The following is a 19184-nucleotide window of genomic DNA, read 5'->3' as shown; positions in this document are numbered from 1 at the left end:
CCACGCCACGTAACGCTTCGGTGCAGCAGTGGGCGAATCTGGTGACGCTGGGTCACAGATCGACATCCCAAGGTCCTCCGATAGCGGCTACGGACTCGGTGTGAACTCAATTACACTGAAGTTGGCGTCACGAACCGTCGATCGACTACATCTCTCATACGTCCGCACCCTTCGGGGGCGGCCTGAGCGGGCGCCGTGTGCCGTCGGGGGGCGCACGGGCCTGTCGGGGGAGGCCGTTCGGCGCCAACGGGGAGGCACCAAACGGCCGGAGGTGTCGGGGCGGCACCGGCGCATCGGGGGCGTCGGCGCCGCCCCGACCCGTATGGTGTCGATTGCGCTCCGCGCGCGTCCTGCGCGATGCTGCGGCCGGGCCGCCGAACCGCAGGTCACGAGGACTCCGGAAGATCGACTGCGCCCCCTCGCGAAGATCGTCCCGCCGCGTCGGAGATGCTGTACCGACGAGCCGGTGGGGCGGACCTCCGCCGCCCTGGCGCACCATCACCTCCGACTCAGGGGCGTTGCACCTCGATGAGCACCGAGAAAGAACCGAAGACAAGCGCACTGGCACACCTGGCAGCGCTGGCCCGGGAGACGATTCCCCCGATGCATCCCGCGGGCCGTCCGTTCGTGATCGGCGCCGCTGCCGCGACCCTCCTGCTCCGCCGCCGCTGGCGCGCCGCGGGAGTGCTCGGCGGCATCGCGACCGCGTGGTGCGCGTGGTTCTTCCGCGAACCCCGGCGCACCGCTCCCAGCCGCCCCGGCCTGGCCGTCGCCCCCGCCGACGGCACCGTCTCGCACGTCGAACCCGCCGCGCCCCCGGCCGAACTCGGCCTCGGCGACGAGCCGATGACCCGGGTCAGCGTGTTCCTGACCATCTTCGACGTCCACGTGCAGCGCGCCCCGCTGTCCGGGAAGGTGACCCGGGTCGCCTACCGCCCGGGCCGGTTCCTGTCCGCCGACCTGGACAAGGCCAGCGAGGACAACGAGCGCAACTCGCTGGTGGTGCGCTCCGACGACGGCCACGAGGTCGCCGCGGTGCAGATCGCCGGGCTCGTCGCGCGGCGCATCGTCTGCTCGGTCGGCGAGGGCGACGTGCTGCGGGCGGGCGACACCTACGGCCTGATCCGCTTCGGCTCCCGCGTCGACCTCTACGTCCCGGCCGACAGCCGGATCCTCGTCGAACCCGGCCAACGCACCATCGGCGGCGAAACGCCGCTCGCCGAACTTCCCCGGGAGAAGCGCACGTCATGAGCATGCGCACCACCCCCGGCGTCCGGCTGCTGCCCAACGCGATCACCGTGCTGGCGATGTGCTCCGGGCTGTCGGCGGTCCAGTTCGCCCTGAACGGCCAGCTCATCGGCGCCATCGCCGCCGTCGCGGTCGCCGCCGTCCTCGACGGGCTCGACGGACGGCTGGCGCGGCTGCTCGACGCGACGTCCAAGATGGGCGCCGAGCTGGACTCCCTGTCGGACGCGATGTCGTTCGGCGTCGCCCCGGCGCTCACGCTCTACGCCTGGCAGCTGCAGAACAACCGCGTCGGCTGGGTGGTGTCGCTGGTGTTCGCGGTGTGCATGGTGCTGCGCCTGGCCCGCTTCAACACGCTGCTGGACGCCGACCAGCCGCCGTACGCCAAGGAGTTCTTCGTCGGCGTGCCCGCTCCGGCGGCGGGCCTGCTCGCGCTGCTGCCGATCCTGCTGACCGCGCACTTCGGCCACCCTGGCTGGTGGGCCGAGCAGAACGTGGTCATGGTGTGGATGCTGCTGGTCGCCGCCCTGGCCGTCAGCCGGGTGCCCACCCTCTCGCTCAAGACGGTCCGCGTGCCGCCGCGCGCGGTCGCGCCGCTGCTGGTGCTGGTCGTCGTGCTGGCGGGTGGCATCATCACGTTCCCGCTGATCTCGCTGGCCGCGGCGCTGCTGCTGTACCTGGTGCACATCCCCTACGCCGTCTACCGGCACCACTGGCTCGCCCAGCACCCCGAGGCGTGGGAGGCCGAGCCCCGCGAACGGCGCGCCATCCGCAGGCGCACCGCCCGCCGCCTGGGACTGCGACCGCCGCTGCGGCGCCGCGTGGCGGGCGCCGCCCGGCGGGTCCGCCTGCCCCGCCGCAACAGCCACCCCGACGGCCCCCGCCGCAGCTGGCGCCGCCTCGAACTGCGCCGCAGCCGCAACGACGGCGCCGCGCGCTGAGCCCGTAGGCTCGCGGTGTGCCGTCCGTTTCGTTGATCGCGCGGTTGTCGTCATCGGCCAAGGACGCGCGGCGCGGCGTGGTCCGCCTGCACCGCGAGGTGCTCGACGCCCTGGGGTTGCGGCCGTGGAGCGCCGTGCGGCTCACCGGCGCCCGGGTCACCGTGGCGCTCGCCGCCGCGGCGGAGCGCGGTGCACCGCCGGGGATCGTGCTGCTCGACGAGGTCGCGCTGATGAACCTCGGCCTCACCGACGGCGCCGAGGTGGCCATCGCCCCGGAACGGACCTCCCCGGCGCGCCGGGTCGAGATCACCGGCTCGCGGATGGTCCGGGCGACGGTCGCGCCGGAGACCGTCCGACTCGCGTTGACGGGCAAGGTGTTCCGCGGCGGCGACGCGGTCTCGCTGCTGCCGCAGGACGTCGCGCCGCCGACGCCCGGCCACGCCGGCGAGGTGCGCCGACGGCTGTCCGCGGCGATCGGCGCCACCTGGACCAGCGAACTGATCACCGTCGCGGCCACCGACCCGGACGGCGCGGTCACCGCACAACCGTCCACAGTGGTCACGTGGCGGGACGGTGCCGCGACCCCGGAGCCCGATCCCGCTCCCCACCCCACCGCCGAACCGGCTCCGGTCCCGGTGGCCGACCTGGTCGGCTCGCGGGAACCGGCGCGGCGCCTCGCCGAATGGCTCCGGCTGTCCTTCGAACGCCCCGAGCTGCTGCGCCGCCTCGGCGCCGAACCGCGGCTCGGCGTGCTGCTCAGCGGCCCGCCGGGCGTCGGCAAGGCGACCCTGGCGCGCGCCGTGGCGACGTCGCTGGACGCCGAGGTGGTCGAGCTCGCCGCACCGAGCGTCGCGGCGCTCGAACCGCGCGCGGCGGCCCAGCGAGTCCGCGACGCGGTGGAACGGGCCACCACGTCGACCGGGAACCGGGTGCTCCTGCTGACCGACGTCGACGCGCTGCTGCCCGCGACCGACCCACCACCGCTGGCCACTATCGCCCTGGACGCGCTCCGCGCGGCGACCGCGAGCGAGGGGCTGGCCGTCGTGGTCACCAGCGCACAACCGCAGACCATCGACCCCCGGCTGCGCGAACCGGGCCTGGTGGACCGCGAACTCACCCTCGGGCTGCCGGACGCCGACGTCCGCAGGGAACTGCTCGGCGTGCTGCTGCGCCCCGCTCCGCTGGCCCCCGACGCGGACCTCGCCGAGGTCGCCGAGCGCACGCCGGGCTTCGTCGCCGCCGACCTGGTCGCGCTCTGCCGGGAGGCCGCGGTCTGCGCCGCGCTGCGGCACGGGGACGCCCGGGGCGACGACGCCCGCGTCGAACAGCAGGACCTGCTGGCCGCGCTGGCGTCGGTCCGCCCGCTGTCGATGTCCACATCGGACGACCTGCGCACCGGCGATCTGACGCTCGACGACGTCGGCGACATGACCGAGGTCAAGCAGGCGCTGACCGAAACCGTGCTGTGGCCGCTGCAGTACCCGGATTCGTTCACCCGCCTCGGCGTGGAACCCCCGCGCGGAGTGCTGCTCTACGGCCCGCCGGGCTGCGGCAAGACGTTCCTGGTGCGCGCGCTGGCGGGCAGCGGGCGGCTCAACGCGTTCGCGGTCAAGGGCGCCGAGCTGATGGACAAGTGGGTCGGCGAGTCCGAGCGCGCGGTCCGCGAACTGTTCCTGCGCGCCGCCAACGCCGCACCGGCGCTGGTGTTCCTGGACGAGGTCGACGCGCTGGCACCGCGCCGCGGCCAGTCCGCGGACTCCGGCGTGGCCGACCGCGTGGTCGCCGCGCTGCTCACCGAACTCGACGGGGTGGAGCCGATGCGCGACGTCGTCGTGCTCGGCGCGACCAACCGGCCCGAACTGGTCGACCCGGCGCTGCTGCGCCCGGGTCGGCTCGAACGACTCGTGCACGTCCCGCCGCCGGACGCCGACGCCCGCGAGGCGATCCTGCGCTCCGCCGCGCGGAACACCCCGCTGGCGTCCGATGTGGACCTCGCGGCGCTGGCCGCCGCCCTGGACGGCTACTCGGCGGCGGACTGCGCCGCACTGGTCCGCGAGGCGGCGCTCACGGCGATGCGCGAATCACTGGCCGCCGCCGAGGTTTCCGCCGAGCACCTGGACACCGCGCGCCGGGCGGTCCGCCCCTCGCTCGACCCGGACCAGCTCGCGGCGCTGGAGTCCTACGCCCGCGACCGCACGATCACTTGACGGGCGCGGGCCCCTTGTAGTCGTTGGTGATGATGGCGATCAGCCCGGGAGTGGCGTCCTCGATGCCGGGGAAGCGCGCTTCGGCCCGCGCGCCGAAGTGCGCCGCGACCTCCTCGGCCTGCGCCTGCTCCGGGGTGCCGGGGCGGAAGTAGATGGTCGTGGTCGGGATCAGACCGCCCGGGTAGTTGCCGACCTCGGGCACCTCGTAGCCGACCTGCCGGAAGTCCTCTGCGGCGCGGTGCGCCAGCCCGGTGATCGTGCTGTTGTTGTACACCCGCACCACGATCCGCGCGGTCCCCTGCCCGGTTCCGGTGGGAACGCCGGGGTTCTGCGGCACCACACCGTCCCCTGTGGACGGAGAGGGCGGTGGCTGCGCCACCCCGCTCGACTGCTGGGCAGGCGGTTCGGACTGCCCGTTCCCGGAGTCCGCAGGCGGTTGCGCCGGCGAGGAGATCGGCGGCGGGGCGACCGGTTGCGGCGGCACCTGCTGGGCGGAGTCCTCCGTGCGGCCTCCGGCGGCCAGCGAGGCGACCCCGACCACGGCGGCGAGCGCACCGACGCCGATCAGCCCGTAGCCGGTGAGCTTGGTCTTGGACGGCCCGGAGGACGGTTCGCCAGAAGTCATCAGTGCCACTCGATTCCCAGTCGTAGGCGGGCGGACCGGTTCACCGGGACGCCCGCTCCCTGCGCAGCCGTCTGATCAGCATGGGGTCGACCCGCAGCGCCGCCGGGCTGGCCACCAGCGCGTCGAGCAACCGGTTGTAGCCCGACGCGGACAGCCCGAAGATCTCCCGGATCGCGCGCTCCTTCGCGCCGGGGTGCTTCCACCACTGCCGTTCGAACGCCAGGATGCTCCGGTCCCGCTCGGTGAGCTCCCCACCGGGCGCCGGCGGCTCCGGCTCCGGTTCGGTGGACTCGGGGTCGGACTCGGCGACCTGCTCGACCGGCGTGGCCACCGCCTCGGCCAACCACCACCGCCTGCCCGGCGCCGGACGCGACGGGTGCCGTTGCTGGAGCCGCGCCAACTGCTCGCACTGGCGTGCGATCTCGCGCGCGGTCAGCATCTGGGCGGCGTCCATCCGACTCCTCGCCTCGCGATCCGGAACTCCCCGCGTTCGCCGGAATCACACGGCTGTGATTCCTCCCCAATTACACCATGCCGCACTGCGCACCGTGCGCGGCTCACACCGGCGTGTAGCAGGCCGGGATTGCCGCGCGCAGGCGACGCGGGGGCCGATATGGTCCGGTCATGGCCGTTCACCCGATCCGCATCATCGGCGATCCCGTACTGCACAACCCCACCCGGCCGGTGGAGGCGTTCGACGACGAGCTGCGCACCCTCGTCGAGGACATGTTCGAGACCATGGCGGCGGCCAACGGCGTCGGGCTCGCGGCCAACCAGATCGGCATCGACCTGCGGGTCTTCGTCTACGACTGCCCCGACGACGAGGGCACCTACCACCGCGGCGTGGTCGTCAACCCGCAGCTGGAGACCAGCGAGGTCCCGCAGACGATGCCGGACCCGGACGACGACTGGGAAGGCTGCCTGTCGGTGCCCGGGGAGTCCTACCCGACGGGCCGCGCGCAGTGGGCGAAGGTCATCGGGTCCGATGTGGACGGAAAACCGGTCGAGGTCGAGGGCACCGGGTTCTTCGCCCGCTGCCTGCAACACGAGACCGACCACCTCGACGGCTACATCTACCTCGACCGCCTCATCGGCCGCCACGCCCGCGCGGCGAAGAAGATGGTCAAGCGCAACCGCTGGGGCGTCCCGGGCCTGGACTGGGACCCGGCGGAGTCCGGCGACCCGTTCGCCGAAGAGGTCTGATCGGCAGAACTCCTCGACCTCCGGGGAGAACGGGAACGGTTCGGGCGCCTCGACCGACTCGCCGAACGGAACCCGGTGCCGGTCCCGGCACCGACCGCCGGAGGGCTCGGAGTACGGCGCGACCGCAGGTCCCTCCTCGGCGAACCGCGTCCGATTCGCCACGCACCGCACTCATTCCTGCCGACGATTGGCGCTCCCGCTGGTCACGAGCGCAGCGCGGATCCGGTGTGCCGTCATCGGGGTGAAGCGGGGTTGGCAGGGGCGGGTGGCGCCGCTAGCCTCGGCGACCGACAACGAAACCGCGGGAGCTCGCACCAGAAGCGGGCTGAGAGGGCGGCTGGACCAGATGTCCGGTGCCGCCGACCGCATGAACCTGACCGGATAATGCCGGCGTAGGGAGTGGATGGCATTGGCCGACGTGCGCCCGAACCTGCCCACCAACGGGACGAACGGGACCGAGAGCGCCGCGCACCGCATCACCACCGGGCCGATCAGCGGCTCGCGGAAGGTGTACGGCGGCACCGAATCCGGCCTGAAGGTGCCATTCCGCCGCATCGAGCTGTCCAACGGTGAGCACCTCGACGTGTACGACACCTCCGGGCCGTACACCGACGAGGACGCCACCATCGACGTCCACAGTGGACTTCATCGGACGCGGGCGGGGTGGACCGACGGGCGCGAGCACCGGACCCAGCTCGGCTGGGCGAAAGCGGGCGTCATCACGCGGGAGATGGAGTTCATCGCCGCGCGCGAGGGCGTCTCGCCGGAGTTCGTCCGCGACGAGGTGGCCGCCGGCCGGGCCGTCATCCCGGCCAACCGCTGCCACCCGGAGAGCGAGCCGATGATCATCGGGAAGAACTTCCTGGTGAAGGTCAACGCCAACATCGGCAACTCCGCGGTCACCTCCTCCGTCGAGGAGGAGGTGGAGAAGATGGTGTGGGCGACCCGCTGGGGCGCGGACACCGTCATGGACCTGTCCACCGGCAAGCGCATCCACGAGACCCGCGAACGCATCCTGCGCAACTCCCCGGTCCCGATCGGCACCGTGCCGATCTACCAGGCGCTGGAGAAGGTGGGCGGCGACCCGGCCGCGCTGACCTGGGAGATCTACCGGGACACCGTCGTCGAGCAGTGCGAGCAGGGCGTCGACTACATGACGGTGCACGCGGGCGTGCTGCTGCGCTACGTGCCGCTGACGACCCACCGGGTCACCGGGATCGTGTCCCGGGGCGGGTCGATCATGGCGGCGTGGTGCCTGGCGCACCACCGGGAGGGCTTCCTCTACACGCACTTCTCCGAGCTGTGCGAGATCCTGCGCGCCTACGACGTGACGTTCTCGCTGGGCGACGGCCTGCGGCCGGGCTCCATCGCCGACGCCAACGACCGGGCCCAGTTCGCCGAGCTCGAAACGCTGGGCGAACTCACCCACATCGCCCGCGCGCACGACGTGCAGGTGATGATCGAGGGTCCCGGGCACGTGCCGATGCACAAGATCGCCGAGAACGTCCGGTTGGAGGAGGAGCTGTGCGGGGAGGCGCCGTTCTACACGCTGGGCCCGCTGACCACTGACGTCGCTCCGGCCTACGACCACATCACCTCCGGCATCGGCGCGGCGGTGATCGCGCAGGCGGGCACCGCCATGCTCTGCTACGTCACCCCGAAGGAACACCTCGGGCTGCCCGACCGGGACGACGTCAAGACCGGCGTGATCACCTACAAGATCGCCGCGCACGCCGCCGACCTGGCGAAGGGGCATCCGCGGGCGCAGGAGCGCGACGACGCGCTGTCCCGGGCGCGGTTCGAGTTCCGCTGGCACGACCAGTTCAACCTGGCGCTCGACCCGGACACCGCGCGGGCGTACCACGACGAGACGCTGCCGGCCGAGCCCGCCAAGACCGCGCACTTCTGCTCGATGTGCGGGCCGAAGTTCTGCTCCATGAAGATCACGCAGGACATCCGCGCGTTCGCCGAGGAGCGGGGGCTGACCACCGTCGAGGCCATCGAGGAGGGAATGCGCGAGAAGTCCGCCGAGTTCGCCGACGGCGGCAGCCGGGTCTACCTGCCGATCGCGGACTGACCCGGGCGGACCGGCGGGCCCGGTGCCCGCCGGTCCGTCGGCGGGGTCCCCTCCACGCGGCCCGTAACATGAAACCGATGCCCAGCACACCGGATCTCCCCACCTCTGGTCGGCCCACCGCGAACGACGGCGCCCCGCCGACCGCGCTGACCATCGCGGGCTCCGATTCCGGCGGCAGCGCCGGGATGCACGCCGACCTGCGCACCTTCTTCGCCTGCGGGGTGCACGGCATGACCGCCGTGACCGCGGTGACCGTGCAGAACACGCTGGGCGTCACCGGGCTCGTGGAGATCCCCCCGGAGACGGTGGCGGCGCAGGTGGACGCGGTCGCCTCGGACATCGGGGTGGACGCCGCCAAGACCGGGGTGCTGGCCTCCGCCGCGACGATCGAGGCGGTGCTGGAGGTCTGCGACCGGCACGGGATCGGCCGGGGCGGTCGGACGCCGTTCGTCGTCGACCCCGTCGCCGCCTCCCGCGCCGGCGAGCCGCTGCTGCGCCCCGACGCACTGGACGCCTTGCGGCACAAGGCTTTTCCGCGCGCCACCCTGGTCACGCCGAACCTCGACGAGGTGCGGTTGCTCACCGGCGTGCAGGCGCGCACCCGCGACGACCTGCTGGACGCGGCGAAGGCCATCCACGACCACGGCCCGGAGTGGGTGCTGATCAAGAGCGGTCACCTGCCCGACGATCCGGAGTGCGTCGACCTGCTCTTCGACGGCGAGGAGGCCGAGCTGCTCCCCGGGCCCCGGTACGCGACCGTGCACACCCACGGCGCCGGGGACGTCTTCGCGTCCGCGATCACCGCCGCGCTGGCCAAGGGCGCGTCGATGCCGGACGCGGTGCGCGCGGGCAAGCGGTTCGTGACGCGCAGCGTGGAGCACGCCTACTCGTTGGGGGCCGGGTTCGGTCCCGTGTCGACCTTCTGGCGAATCAGCCCTCCGTCGTTCTGAACCCCTAGCAGGGGCCCTAATAGAGTGATTTCTGTCCCGGAAAAGTAACCCGAATGGCGTGCCCCGTCGACATACGCCGTGAGGAGCGCGTATTCCCACCCCCGGGTCTGCGACCGGGGTGATGGTCCGGCGGTGCGCGACGCGCACGACACGACAGGGGTTATCGACAGCGTGGCTAAATCGGTGTTGACACTAGTGCGGGAACGGCTCGCCACCGAAGCGGGAGCACCGGATCCCCGACAACGCCAGTACGCCGTGCTGGTGCTCGTCGCCGTGGTGGCCGCGACCGCCGTCGGCTGGGTGTTCGACCTGCACACCCCGGCGCTCATCGCCGGGCTCACGGCGGTGCTGGCGCTGGTCGCGGCGGGCGGCCAGTCGCTGCGCTCCGACCTGCGGCGCTTCGTGTGGTTCACGCCCGCTCTCGTGCTGGTCATGGCGGGCGGGCCGCTGCTGTTGGGCGTCCCGGTGCTGGCCGGACTGCTGGTCGCGGTCGTCGTGTTCGGCGCGGGCATGTTGCCCGCTCTCGGCGAGCACTACCGCATCGGCGGGCAGACGTTCGCCGCCGCCACGCTGGTGTCGACCACGACCGGTCTGGGCACCGACCAGCCCGCCTGGGTGCTGTTCGCCTCCGCGCTGTCCGGCGCGGTGTTCGCCCTGGTCCTGCGCGTGGTGATCGGCCTCAGCGACCCGACCCGGGCCACCCGGGTGGCCGTCGCGAACACCTTGCTGGAGCCCGGACCGGGCGTGCTGGAACGGGCCGCCGCCGCGTGGCGCGCCGACGGGTCGAGCACCTGGCTCGGCCGGGTGCTGGCCGGGGCGGCGCGGTTCCGGGCCGCCCGCGAGACGCTGCTGGCGCAGGCGCAGCAGAGCGACCGGACCGAAGCGGAACGACTGCGGCAGATCGTCGCCGAGGCCGACCAGGTCGCCGCCGAACTGGCGCGCGCGGTGCGCGCCCGCGCCTGCACCGGGCTCCGCCCGCAGGCTCGTCGGGACCCCGCGCAGGCGGTGCTGCAACGCGGTGGCAGGCAGGACCTGCCGGACGCCGTCCAGGGCGTCAACCAGGGCCTCGACCGGATCCGCGCCGCCGTGGTGCACCGCGTCGAGACCCCGGCCACACCCGCCGACCCGGGTTTCCGCCGGGAGCGGGTGCTCGGCGCCGTCCGCGCGCACCTGTCGTTCCGGTCGTCGCTGTTCCGGCACGCGCTGCGCTGCACGCTCGCCGTGGCGATCGGCATGGTCATCGTGCTGCTGCTGCACGACCCGTCGGCGTCGAGCCTGCTGCTCGGCCTCTACGTGGTGCTGCAGCCCGCCGCCCGGGACACCATGACCGGCGCGCTGGAGCGGACCGGCGGCACGGTGCTGGGCGTGGTGCTGCTGGCGTTGCTGATCACCCTGCTGCCCGGGGCGTTCCTGCTGGTGCCGCTGGTGATCGCGGGCATGTTCCTGAGCATGGAGCGGCTGCGCACCGACTACCAGGTGTTGCTCGGCTGCCTCATCGCGATCACGGTCGTCGACGAGGCGATGAAGCTGGAGCGCCCGCTGGTCAACGTGGCGATCAGCTTCGCCTCCAACACTGCCGTGGGCGCGGCGATCGCGCTGATCATCGGCTACGTCAGCTACCTGGTGCTGCCGAGCAGCATCCTGCCCGACGTGCGCGGCGCGGTCCGGTCGACGGTGTGGTCGGTGTCCGAGCTGCTGCGCAGCGTCCGGGCGTCCGGTCGCGGCGTCGACGTGCGCCAGGCGCTGCAGTCCGCGCACGTGCTCGCGCTGCGGCGCACGCAGGACCTGCTCGGCGTTCCCGCGCTGCTGGACGGCACCGGCGAGGAGACCGACGACGACCGCGCGACCCGCTCGGCGGCGATCGCGCTGGACGCGCTGCGCCAGGACGTCGCGACGTTGGCGTTCCGGCCGGACGGCGAGCGGGCCGTCGCGGTCCCGGCGCTGCGCGCGGTCGACGACATGCTGGGCGGCAAGCCGACGGCGAAGATCCCGGACGTGCCGGAGGGCAGCGCGCCGGAGACCGAGCTGCTGGCCAGTTCCCTGCTGGAGAACGCCCTGCACGCCCGGGCCGCGATCGACCGCACCTTCGGCTACGACGAACCGTGGAAGAGCTACACCATCTCGTTCGTCCGCCCGGAGCGCCTGCACATCAGGTGAGCCCCGCCGGTCACTGCACGGGTCGGCCGGGGCTGGACGCCTGGGCCCAGAAGCGCTGCGGGATGCGGCCGGCCTGCGAGGCCAGCCGACCGGCCTCGACGGCGCCGCGCATGGCCGCGGCCATCCGCTCCGGGTCCTGGGCCCGGGTGACGGCGGTCGCCAGCAGGACCGCGTCGCAGCCGAGTTCCATCGCCAGCGCCGCGTCCGAGGCGGTCCCGATGCCCGCGTCCAGCACGATCGGGACCGACGCGCGGGAGACGATCATCTCGATGTTGTGCGGGTTGCGGATGCCCAGGCCGGTGCCGATCGGCGAGCCCAGCGGCATCACCGCCGCGCAGCCCACCTCTTCCAGCCGCAGCGCCAGGACCGGGTCGTCGTTGGTGTAGGCGAGCACCACGAACCCCTGGTCGACCAGCTGCTCGGCGGCGTCGAGGAGTTCGACCGGGTCGGGCAGCAGGGTGTCGTCGTCGGCCACGACCTCCAGCTTCACCCAGTTCGTCTCCAGCGCTTCGCGCGCCAGCTGGGCGGTGAGCACCGCCTCGGCCGCCGTCCGGCAACCCGCGGTGTTGGGCAGCGCCTCGATGCCGAGCTTGCGCAGCAGGTCGAGGACCCCGGTGCGGCCACCCGCGTCGGCGCGGCGCATGGCGACGGTGGTCAGCTCGGTCCCGGACGCGAGGAGTGCGCGCTCCAGCACTGCGAGGTTCGTCGCGCCGCCGGTTCCGGTGATGAGCCGCGAGCCGAACTCGCGTCCGGCGATCACCAACGGGTCGTCCATCTCATCCTCCTTGGACTGCGGTGAGGACCTCGATCGCGGCGTCCGGGCGCAACGCGGTGTCCGGCCAGGACGCCCGCGGCACGACGGAGCCGTCGACGGCGACGGCCACACCGCGCTCCGGCACGCCGAACTCCTGCAGCGCCGCGGCCAGCGTCGCGCCCTCGGCGACCTCCCGCGGCTCCCCGTTGATCACGACCTTCACTGGTGTCCTCCCCATCGGCCCGGATCGGCGGCCTTGACCTCGGCGGCGGGTTCGCCACCGCGAAGCAGCGCGAGCACGGCCTCGGCGGTCAGCGGGGCGAGCAGGAACCCGCCGCGGTGGTGACCGGTCGCGGCGAGCACCCCGGCCTCCAGGTGGCCGATCACCGGCAGGTTGTCGTCGGTGCCGGGGCGCAGTCCGGCCGCGGACTCGACGAGTTCGTACTCGGAGATCCCCGGCAGCAGCTGCTCGGCGTCGGCGATCAGGTCGCGGACCCCGCCGACGGTGACCTGGGTGTCGAAGCCGACCTCGTGCTGGGTGGCCCCGAGGACGAGCCCGCCGTCGTCGCGCGGCACCAGGTAGGTCTGCCTGCCGTGCACCGGACCGCGCACCGTCCGGCTCGGCGGGGGCAGCGCGGTGCCGCGCGCCCGGACCCGCAGGATCTCGCCCTTGATCGGGCGGATCCGGCCGGACAGCCCGGGATGCAGCTCGGCCGAGCGCACTCCGGCGGCGATCACCGCGACATCGCATTCCACAGTGGACTCATCGAGTTCCACCGCGCCCGGGCGGACCGAACGCGCGTGCGCGGGGACGAACTCGACGCCCGCCGCGGTCGCCGCGGCCCGCAGCGCCGCCAGCGCCACCCGGTTGTCCACCGCGAGATCACCCGGCACTTCCAGCCCGCCGCGCACCGCGGGCCCCAGCGATGGCTCCAGGCGCCGCAGCTCCCGCCCGGTCAGCCTGGCCACGGTGCGACCGCGCTGCGCCAGGTAGTCGGCAAGCCGGTCCAGGTCCGCCCGGTCGGCGGCGTCCACCCCGACCACGAGCGTGCCCTCGCGCCGCAGCCCGGACGGCATGCCGGAAGCGCGGCTCAGCTCGTCGGCGAAGTCCGGCCAGCGGTGCAGCGACGCCGTGCCGAGTTCGAGCAGTTCCTCCTCGCCGGGCCACGCCTCGGCGATCGGCGCGAGCATCCCGCCCGCCACGTGCGAGGCGCCGGACGCCGGTGCGGCGTCGACCAGGCGCACCCGGAAACCCGCTGCCGCCGCCTTCCAGGCGACGGACGTGCCGATGACTCCGCCGCCCACGACGACGACGCGTTCGGCTCCTCGTTCAGACACTCCACGCTCCCTGCGCCGGCATGACCCGGATCAGGTTCGACGGTCGGGGCTGCGCCCCCTCTCAGCCCGGCACCCCGGGCTCCCGTGCTCACCAGGGTCCACCGTACCCGGCGCCGATCTCACCGTCATGGGTGAGGTGTGGGACAGTTCGGCCGAAAAACCGGTCACACACCGCGTTCGACGTGCCACGCTGCCGCGCCACGGGCTGACCGCGCGGCAGAAGTTACGCTGTGACCCATGCCAGGATTGGACGGCTTCGGCATCCGCACCCGCCTCGAAGAGGCCCGGCTGTACCTGTGCACGGACGCGCGCACCGAGCGCGGCGACCTCGCTGAGTTCGCCGACGCCGCGCTGGCCGGCGGGGTGGACATCATCCAGCTCCGCGACAAGAGCCCGAGCGGCGCACCCCTGGAGGCGCGGCAGGAGCTGGCCGCGCTGGAGGTGCTGGCCGAGACCTGCGTCCGGCACGGCGCCCTGCTCGCGGTGAACGACCGGGCGGACGTGGCGCTGGCCGCCGAGGCGGACATCCTGCACCTGGGCCAGGACGACCTGCCGGTCGAGGTGGCGCGCCGCATCCTCGGCGAGCACATCGCGATCGGCCGCTCCACGCACGACGTGGTGCAGGCGGACTCGGCGGCAACCGAGCCGGGCGTGGACTACTTCTGCACCGGACCGGTGTGGACGACGCCGACCAAGCCGGGCCGCCCGGCGGCCGGGATCGACCTAATCCGGCACGCGGCCGAGCACCGCGGCCACGGCCGCCCGTGGTTCGCCATCGGCGGCATCGGCCTGGACAACATCGACGAGGCGGTCGCGGCCGGCGCCGAGCGGGTCGTGGTGGTCCGCGCGATCACCGAGGCCGAGGACCCGCGGGCGGCGGCCGAGGCGCTGCGCGCCCGCCTCCCCTAGAACCTGCTCCCGGAAGGGGCGCGGCAAGCGGCGGTAGCCGCTTCCTCTTTCGGTGAGCGGTCTCGCAACCCGCACCGCCGCGGGTTCTCAGCGGTCGTCTCGCGAGGACAGCCCCGACGCCGTGTCGGACATACATCAGGAGGGGCTTCCGCAGTCGAGACGGCCGCTGAGGTTCCGCCACCGGCACCGCCACTCAAAACGAGTTCGAAGACAGGCTCTAGTCGCACGGAAAACGGGCCCCCGGTCGGCGACCGGGGGCCCGTTCCCGCTGCGGAGGCTTACTGGGTCAGCAGCTTCAGGTTGTACGCCTGCAGGATCGGGTTCACCGGCTGGAAGTAGGTCGTGCCGCCCGAGCTGCAGTCACCGGAACCACCGGAGGTCACGCCCTGGGCCTGGTCACCGGCCAGCCAGGACCCGCCGGAGTCGCCGGGCTCGGCGCAGGCGTTGGTCCGGGTGAGCCCGTTGACGGTGCCCTCCGGGTACTGCACGGTCTGGTTCTTGGCCTGGATGGTGCCGCAGTGCCAGCCGGACGTGGAGCCCGAACGGCACACCGCGGCGCCCTCGGTGGCCTCGTTGGAACCGGCGACCGCGACGGTGCCGCCCTGGTAGTTGTTCACCAGCGGCTTCGGGGTCTCACCGGAGTCGACCTTGACCCACGAGTAGTCGTTGCCGGGGAACGTGGACTCCTGGAAGGAGCCGCTCGGCGTGGCGGTCCGGTCACCGGGCTTGCCGCAGTGCCCGGCGCTGACGAACCCGCCGTCCACCGAGAAACCGACGGAGCAGCGCGCGCTGTTGTTGATCGTGTAGGCGTTGCCGCCGATGACGTCGGCCAGGGTGCGCGGGGTCTCGCGCGACTCGACGACGCGCACCGGCGCGGTGTCGACACCGGCGTCGTGCACGAACCGCATCGCCTCGGCCCGAGCACCGGGCTTGGCGGTGACGGTGACCTGGTTGTCCCGGGCGCTCGAATACCAGCCGGTGACCCCGCTGTCGTCGCGGGCCCGGGTGCGGTACTCGTTGAGCCCCCGGACGACGTCGTCGAGCCGGGAGCTGCTGAATCGAACGGTCCGCGGCTGGGCGCCCGCGGCCTGGACGTCGCCGAACTTGGCGGGGTCGGTCACCCCGACCACCAGCTTGCCCTGCTGGGAGTCGAAGAACGCGCCGCCGTAGGTCTCGCCGAGCGAGCCGCGCAGCAGCTGCTCGGTGCGGGCGGCCTGGGCCTGTTCGTCGAGCTGCTCCAACGCCTGGTCCCGGGTGAGCCCGAGATCGCGCTGCATCGCTTCGAGCGGTGTGGCCGCGGCGGCCTGCGGAGTGGTTGCCGACACGGTCATCGGGGCGAAGGTCCCCGCGGCCAGCACCGCGGCCCCGACGATGCGGGTCGCGAATCTGCGCTTCATGTGGTTCTCCCTCTCCGGTGATCTGGATCTCAGGCCCCCGTCGGCGATCCAGTATCACGGGAGACCACACGCGTCACATCCGTCTTTCGCCGTATCGCGCTCGAAAGCCGCCCGTCATTGACTCGATCGAGGCAACGGCGGGCGGCTTTCGAGGGTCAGCGGCCGGCGGGACCGAAGGTTCCCGACTCCGGGACGACGTCGGACGGGCGCGGCGCCGACGTCGCCGGTTGGGGTTGCTCGCTCGGCTGCGGAGCGAAGGTGCCGGTCGGCTGCTCCGGCGGAGCGGTCGGCCGGGGCGTCTCGCTCGTCGGGGCAACGCTCGACGGCTGGGTCGGCTCGACGCTGCGGGTCGGCTCGGACTCCCTGGTCGGCCGCGGCCGTTCGCTCGTGGTCGGCGTCGACACCGGGGCCTTCCGGTGCTGCTGGGGCGCCGGGTGGAACGCCTGACCGATGGTCGTCCCGCTGCCACCGCCGGACAGCGGCCGCCCGGTGACCCCTTCGAAGCCGGTGATCACGATCATGGCCAGCACGAACGCCATGGCGCTGGTCGCGCCGACCATCGCCCAGCGGACCCGGCGGCTGCGGCGGACCGGCGGGTGCTCGGCGTCGTCGTCCGCCGGTCCTTGCCAGGCGATCTTGCGGGTCTCGCCCTCGGCGTCGACCAGTGCGGTCGGCTGGTCGACCAGCCGGGTCGCGTCGGCGTCGACCACCTGCTCTCCGCCCGGCCAGTGCATCCGCGACCCGGATGCCGGGCGCAGCTGCCGCGTCGGCTCCTCCCCGGGAGCCGCCGCCACCCGGGTCTCCTCGGCGCCGGTGGCCTCGGACCGCGCGGTGTCGGGTCGCGCGATCGTGCCCGGCTGCTGCGGCAGCGCCGCGGTGCGCCGGGGACGCTTCACCGCCGCCTTCGCGGCGGCCAGCAGCGCCTTCTCCTTGGCGTTCTCCAGCGAACGCTGGTACAGCGCACCGCCGACGGTGATGACCACGCTGGTCAGCCCGGCTCCCACGATCGTCCCGGCCACTCCCAGCTGGGAGCCCAGGAACGCCGCGGTCACCGAAGCCAGGGCTCCCCCGACCACCTGGCTGGGCTTGACGTCGACCTTCTTGCGCTTGTCGGTGTCCTCTTCCTCGTTGTCCGCGCTCATGCTCGGCTCTGGGCCTCCCACGCACTCCTGACGCACTCTCTCCTGCACGCCTCAACGGGGGAGCACGGCGGTTTTCTCCTGCCGGTTGCCCTGAGGTGAGGACTCCCACGTCGTGTAACGCCAGCAGCGCGTTGGGCCGTTCGGCCCAGCGGCGGATCAGGAGGGCGGGTTCAGCCGGGCGACGAACTTGTAGCGATCACCCCGGTAGATCGAGCGCACCCACTCCACCGGCCGCCCCTCGGTGTCGAAGGAGTGGCGGGACAGCAGCAGCATCGGCAGCCCGACGTCCGAACCGAGCAGTTCGGCCTCCTCCGGGCTGGCCAGCGCGGTCTCGATGGTCTCCTCGGCGTGGCCGAGCTCGACGCCGAAGTGCTCCCGCAGGACCTGGTACAGCGAGCCGCCCGCCTCCAGCCGACCGGTCAGTCCGCGGAACCGGGACAGCGCGAGGTGCGTGGTCTCGATGGCCATCGGTTCGCCGTCGGCCAGCCGGAGCCGCCGCAGCCGCAGCACGGTGGCGCTCGGTTTGGTGGCCAGCAGGGTGGCCAGCTCGTCATCGGCGGGCTCCTCGACGACTTCGAGCAGTCGGGAGGTGGGCTGGCGGCCCTGGGCGCGCATGTCCTCGGTGTAGCTGCTCAGCTGGAGGCGCTGGGCGACCTTCGGCTTGGCGGCGAAGGTCCCCTTGCCCTGCACGCGCAGCAGGCGGCCCTCGACGGTCAGCTCCGCGAGCGCCTGGCGCACGGTGGTGCGGGAGACGTCGAACTCGGCGGCCAGGGCGCGCTCGGTCGGGATCGGAGAGCCCGGGGGCAACGAGCGGAGCATGTCCAACAGGTGCTGCTTCAGGCCCCAGTACTTCGGTTCGCGTTGTGCGCGGGCGGGGGTGTCGGCCCCACCGGCCACCGACGTTTCGAGCATTCTTCCTCCTGTGTCCTGCGGGACACCCGCACCCGGGCCCTGATCTTCCCAGAGCGCCCGCCGCACTCCGTTCGCCCGCCGACGGGCCGGACCTCACCAACTTCAGCATGCCCGAAACGGTGCCCGCGCATCAGCCTCGGACGACGATTGACTCGTCCGCCGGAGCACCCCGCCGACCAGGTACGATTGGTCTAGACCTCGATGACCGGAGAAGGGACGACCAGGCGATGCACGAGCCGAACCCCGGCCGGAACATGGCCGCCGAGATCGCCGCCCAACCCGACGTGTTCGCCGACCTGCTGGCGACCCGCGACACGATCGCCGAGGTCGCCGCCCGGATCGAGCAGCGCCGCCCGCGCTTCGCGCTGCTGGCGGCGCGCGGTTCCAGCGACCACGCCGCGCTGTACGCGAAGTACCTCATCGAAGTCCTGCTCCAGCTGCCCGCCGGACTGGTCTCGCCGTCCACCACGACCCTCTACGGCGCGGAGCCGGACCTGACCGACGTGCTGCTGCTGTCGGTGAGCCAGAGCGGCGGCTCGCCCGACCTCGTCGAGGTCACCGAGTCCGGCAGGCGCCGCGGCGCGCTGACCGTCGCGGTGACCAACACCGCCGACTCGCCGCTGAACTCCGCGGCCGAGCTGTCCGTCGACGTCCGCGCCGGGCAGGAGCGCGCGGTGGCCGCCACCAAGACCTACGGCGCCACGCTGCTCGCGCTGTACCTGCTGATCGACGCGGTGCGCGGGGGCAGCGGGGCGAGCGCGGCGAACCTGCCGGAGCTGGCGCGCACCACGCTCGACGAGTCGGCGCGGGCGGTGAGCGAGGCGGCCAACCGCTACCGCTTCGCCGAGCGGCTGGTCACCACCGGCCGCGGCTACTCGTCGGCATCGGCGGCCGAGGCGGCGCTCAAGCTCGCCGAGACCAGCTACCTGTCCGCCCGCGCCTACAGCGGCGCGGACCTGCTGCACGGCCCGGTCGCGGCGATCGACGCGGACACCGCGGTGCTCGCGCTGTGCAGCGACGGCAGGGGCGGCGACGCGATGCGCGACGTCCTGGAAGCGGTGCACCAGCGGGGTGCCGACGTCTGCGCCATCGGGTCCGCCGCGGCGCAGGTCCGCGCGTCGCACCGGGTGCCGGTTCCGGCGTGCGCCGAGGAAGTCGCTCCGGTGCTGGAGATCCTGCCCGTGCAGCGGCTCGCACTGGAGCTGGCGTTGACCCGCGGCGTGGACCCGGACAATCCGCGCGGGTTGCACAAGGTGACCAGAACTCGCTGAAAACCCGCCCCACTGCGGCGAAAGGCCCGCCTCACCGAGGGGGCGGGGTGAGGCGG

Annotated in this window: 17 protein-coding genes and 1 riboswitch; of the genes, 9 read left to right on the top strand and 8 right to left on the bottom strand. The window is 73.1% G+C overall.

The genetic code is table 11. From position 1 onward, the window contains the following. Positions 1–528: 528 nt before the first annotated feature. From NV263_RS02045 to NV263_RS02035, 3 genes are read left to right on the top strand one after another with little or no spacing between them, the layout of a single operon-like run. Positions 529–1251 (top strand): phosphatidylserine decarboxylase, encoded by a 723-nt coding sequence (locus NV263_RS02045; protein ID WP_263250641.1) that lies wholly within the window; start codon positions 529–531, stop codon positions 1249–1251. Beyond that, positions 1248–2186, top strand: a complete 939-nt coding sequence (gene pssA / locus NV263_RS02040; protein WP_263250640.1) for a CDP-diacylglycerol--serine O-phosphatidyltransferase — start codon at positions 1248–1250, stop codon at positions 2184–2186. Before NV263_RS02045 ends, pssA begins: the two co-directional genes overlap by 4 nt. A 17-nt stretch (positions 2187–2203) precedes the next feature. Beyond that, positions 2204–4393: an AAA family ATPase gene (locus tag NV263_RS02035; RefSeq protein ID WP_263250639.1), complete on the top strand. Its 2190-nt coding sequence runs from the start codon at positions 2204–2206 to the stop codon at positions 4391–4393. Here NV263_RS02035 and NV263_RS02030 read toward each other — a convergent pair. After that, positions 4386–5018, bottom strand: coding sequence for a LytR C-terminal domain-containing protein (locus tag NV263_RS02030; protein WP_263250638.1), 633 nt, complete (start codon positions 5016–5018; stop codon positions 4386–4388). The genes NV263_RS02035 and NV263_RS02030 overlap by 8 nt on opposite strands. Before the next feature lie 40 nt (positions 5019–5058). Next, on the bottom strand, positions 5059–5472 hold the full coding sequence (locus tag NV263_RS02025) for a DUF3263 domain-containing protein (RefSeq protein ID WP_263250637.1): 414 nt from the start codon (positions 5470–5472) through the stop codon (positions 5059–5061). A gap of 170 nt (positions 5473–5642) precedes the next feature. Here NV263_RS02025 and NV263_RS02020 point away from each other — a divergent pair, with 170 nt between their 5' ends. The 4 genes from NV263_RS02020 (at position 5643) to NV263_RS02005 (ending at position 11405) form a co-directional block, all read left to right on the top strand. Beyond that, on the top strand, positions 5643–6221 hold the full coding sequence (locus tag NV263_RS02020) for a peptide deformylase (protein ID WP_263250636.1): 579 nt from the start codon (positions 5643–5645) through the stop codon (positions 6219–6221). Between the two features lie 403 nt (positions 6222–6624). Continuing rightward, positions 6625–8298: a phosphomethylpyrimidine synthase ThiC gene (gene thiC / locus NV263_RS02015; RefSeq protein WP_263250635.1), complete on the top strand. Its 1674-nt coding sequence runs from the start codon at positions 6625–6627 to the stop codon at positions 8296–8298. A 77-nt stretch (positions 8299–8375) separates the two neighbouring features. After that, positions 8376–9248 (top strand): bifunctional hydroxymethylpyrimidine kinase/phosphomethylpyrimidine kinase, encoded by an 873-nt coding sequence (gene thiD / locus NV263_RS02010; RefSeq protein WP_263250634.1) that lies wholly within the window; start codon positions 8376–8378, stop codon positions 9246–9248. 183 nt (positions 9249–9431) lie between these two features. After that, positions 9432–11405 carry an FUSC family protein gene (locus NV263_RS02005; RefSeq protein WP_263250633.1) on the top strand — a complete coding sequence of 658 codons (1974 nt, stop codon included), beginning with the start codon at positions 9432–9434 and terminating at the stop codon, positions 11403–11405. Between the two features lie 10 nt (positions 11406–11415). Here the strand turns inward: NV263_RS02005 and thiG are convergent, their stop codons facing one another. From thiG to thiO, 3 genes are all read right to left on the bottom strand, one after another. Further along, positions 11416–12180 carry a thiazole synthase gene (gene thiG / locus NV263_RS02000; protein ID WP_263250632.1) on the bottom strand — a complete coding sequence of 255 codons (765 nt, stop codon included), beginning with the start codon at positions 12178–12180 and terminating at the stop codon, positions 11416–11418. A 1-nt stretch (position 12181) separates the two neighbouring features. Continuing rightward, on the bottom strand, positions 12182–12382 hold the full coding sequence (gene thiS / locus NV263_RS01995) for a sulfur carrier protein ThiS (RefSeq protein ID WP_263250631.1): 201 nt from the start codon (positions 12380–12382) through the stop codon (positions 12182–12184). Further along, on the bottom strand, positions 12379–13497 hold the full coding sequence (gene thiO, locus NV263_RS01990) for a glycine oxidase ThiO (RefSeq protein WP_263250630.1): 1119 nt from the start codon (positions 13495–13497) through the stop codon (positions 12379–12381). The genes thiS and thiO overlap by 4 nt, the downstream gene beginning before the upstream one ends. Further along, positions 13488–13593: riboswitch (TPP riboswitch) on the bottom strand. Its footprint overlaps the gene before it by 10 nt. Positions 13594–13734: 141 nt before the next feature. On the opposite strand from thiO, the gene thiE reads away from it, so the two are divergent. Further along, positions 13735–14406, top strand: a complete 672-nt coding sequence (thiE, locus tag NV263_RS01985) for a thiamine phosphate synthase (protein WP_263250629.1) — start codon at positions 13735–13737, stop codon at positions 14404–14406. Positions 14407–14684: 278 nt separating this feature from the next. Here thiE and NV263_RS01980 read toward each other — a convergent pair whose 3' ends face one another. The 3 genes from NV263_RS01980 to NV263_RS01970 all read right to left on the bottom strand — a co-directional run bounded on the left by NV263_RS01980 (position 14685) and on the right by NV263_RS01970 (position 17857). Beyond that, on the bottom strand, positions 14685–15803 hold the full coding sequence (locus NV263_RS01980; protein ID WP_263250628.1) for a S1 family peptidase: 1119 nt from the start codon (positions 15801–15803) through the stop codon (positions 14685–14687). Positions 15804–15958: 155 nt separating this feature from the next. Further along, on the bottom strand, positions 15959–16945 hold the full coding sequence (locus NV263_RS01975) for a hypothetical protein (RefSeq protein WP_263250627.1): 987 nt from the start codon (positions 16943–16945) through the stop codon (positions 15959–15961). A 156-nt stretch (positions 16946–17101) separates the two neighbouring features. Next, entirely contained in the window at positions 17102–17857 is a 756-nt protein-coding gene (locus NV263_RS01970; RefSeq protein ID WP_263250626.1) for a GntR family transcriptional regulator, read from the bottom strand. A gap of 227 nt (positions 17858–18084) precedes the next feature. Between NV263_RS01970 and NV263_RS01965 the strand changes: the two genes are divergently transcribed. Continuing rightward, positions 18085–19128: an SIS domain-containing protein gene (locus NV263_RS01965; protein WP_263250625.1), complete on the top strand. Its 1044-nt coding sequence runs from the start codon at positions 18085–18087 to the stop codon at positions 19126–19128. Positions 19129–19184 lie beyond the last annotated feature (56 nt).

This window comes from Saccharopolyspora rosea, from assembly GCF_025643595.1.
GTDB classification, from domain to species: domain Bacteria; phylum Actinomycetota; class Actinomycetes; order Mycobacteriales; family Pseudonocardiaceae; genus Saccharopolyspora; species Saccharopolyspora rosea.
Note: the sequence above shows the minus strand (reverse complement) of the source record. Positions and strands in the feature narration are given on the sequence as shown.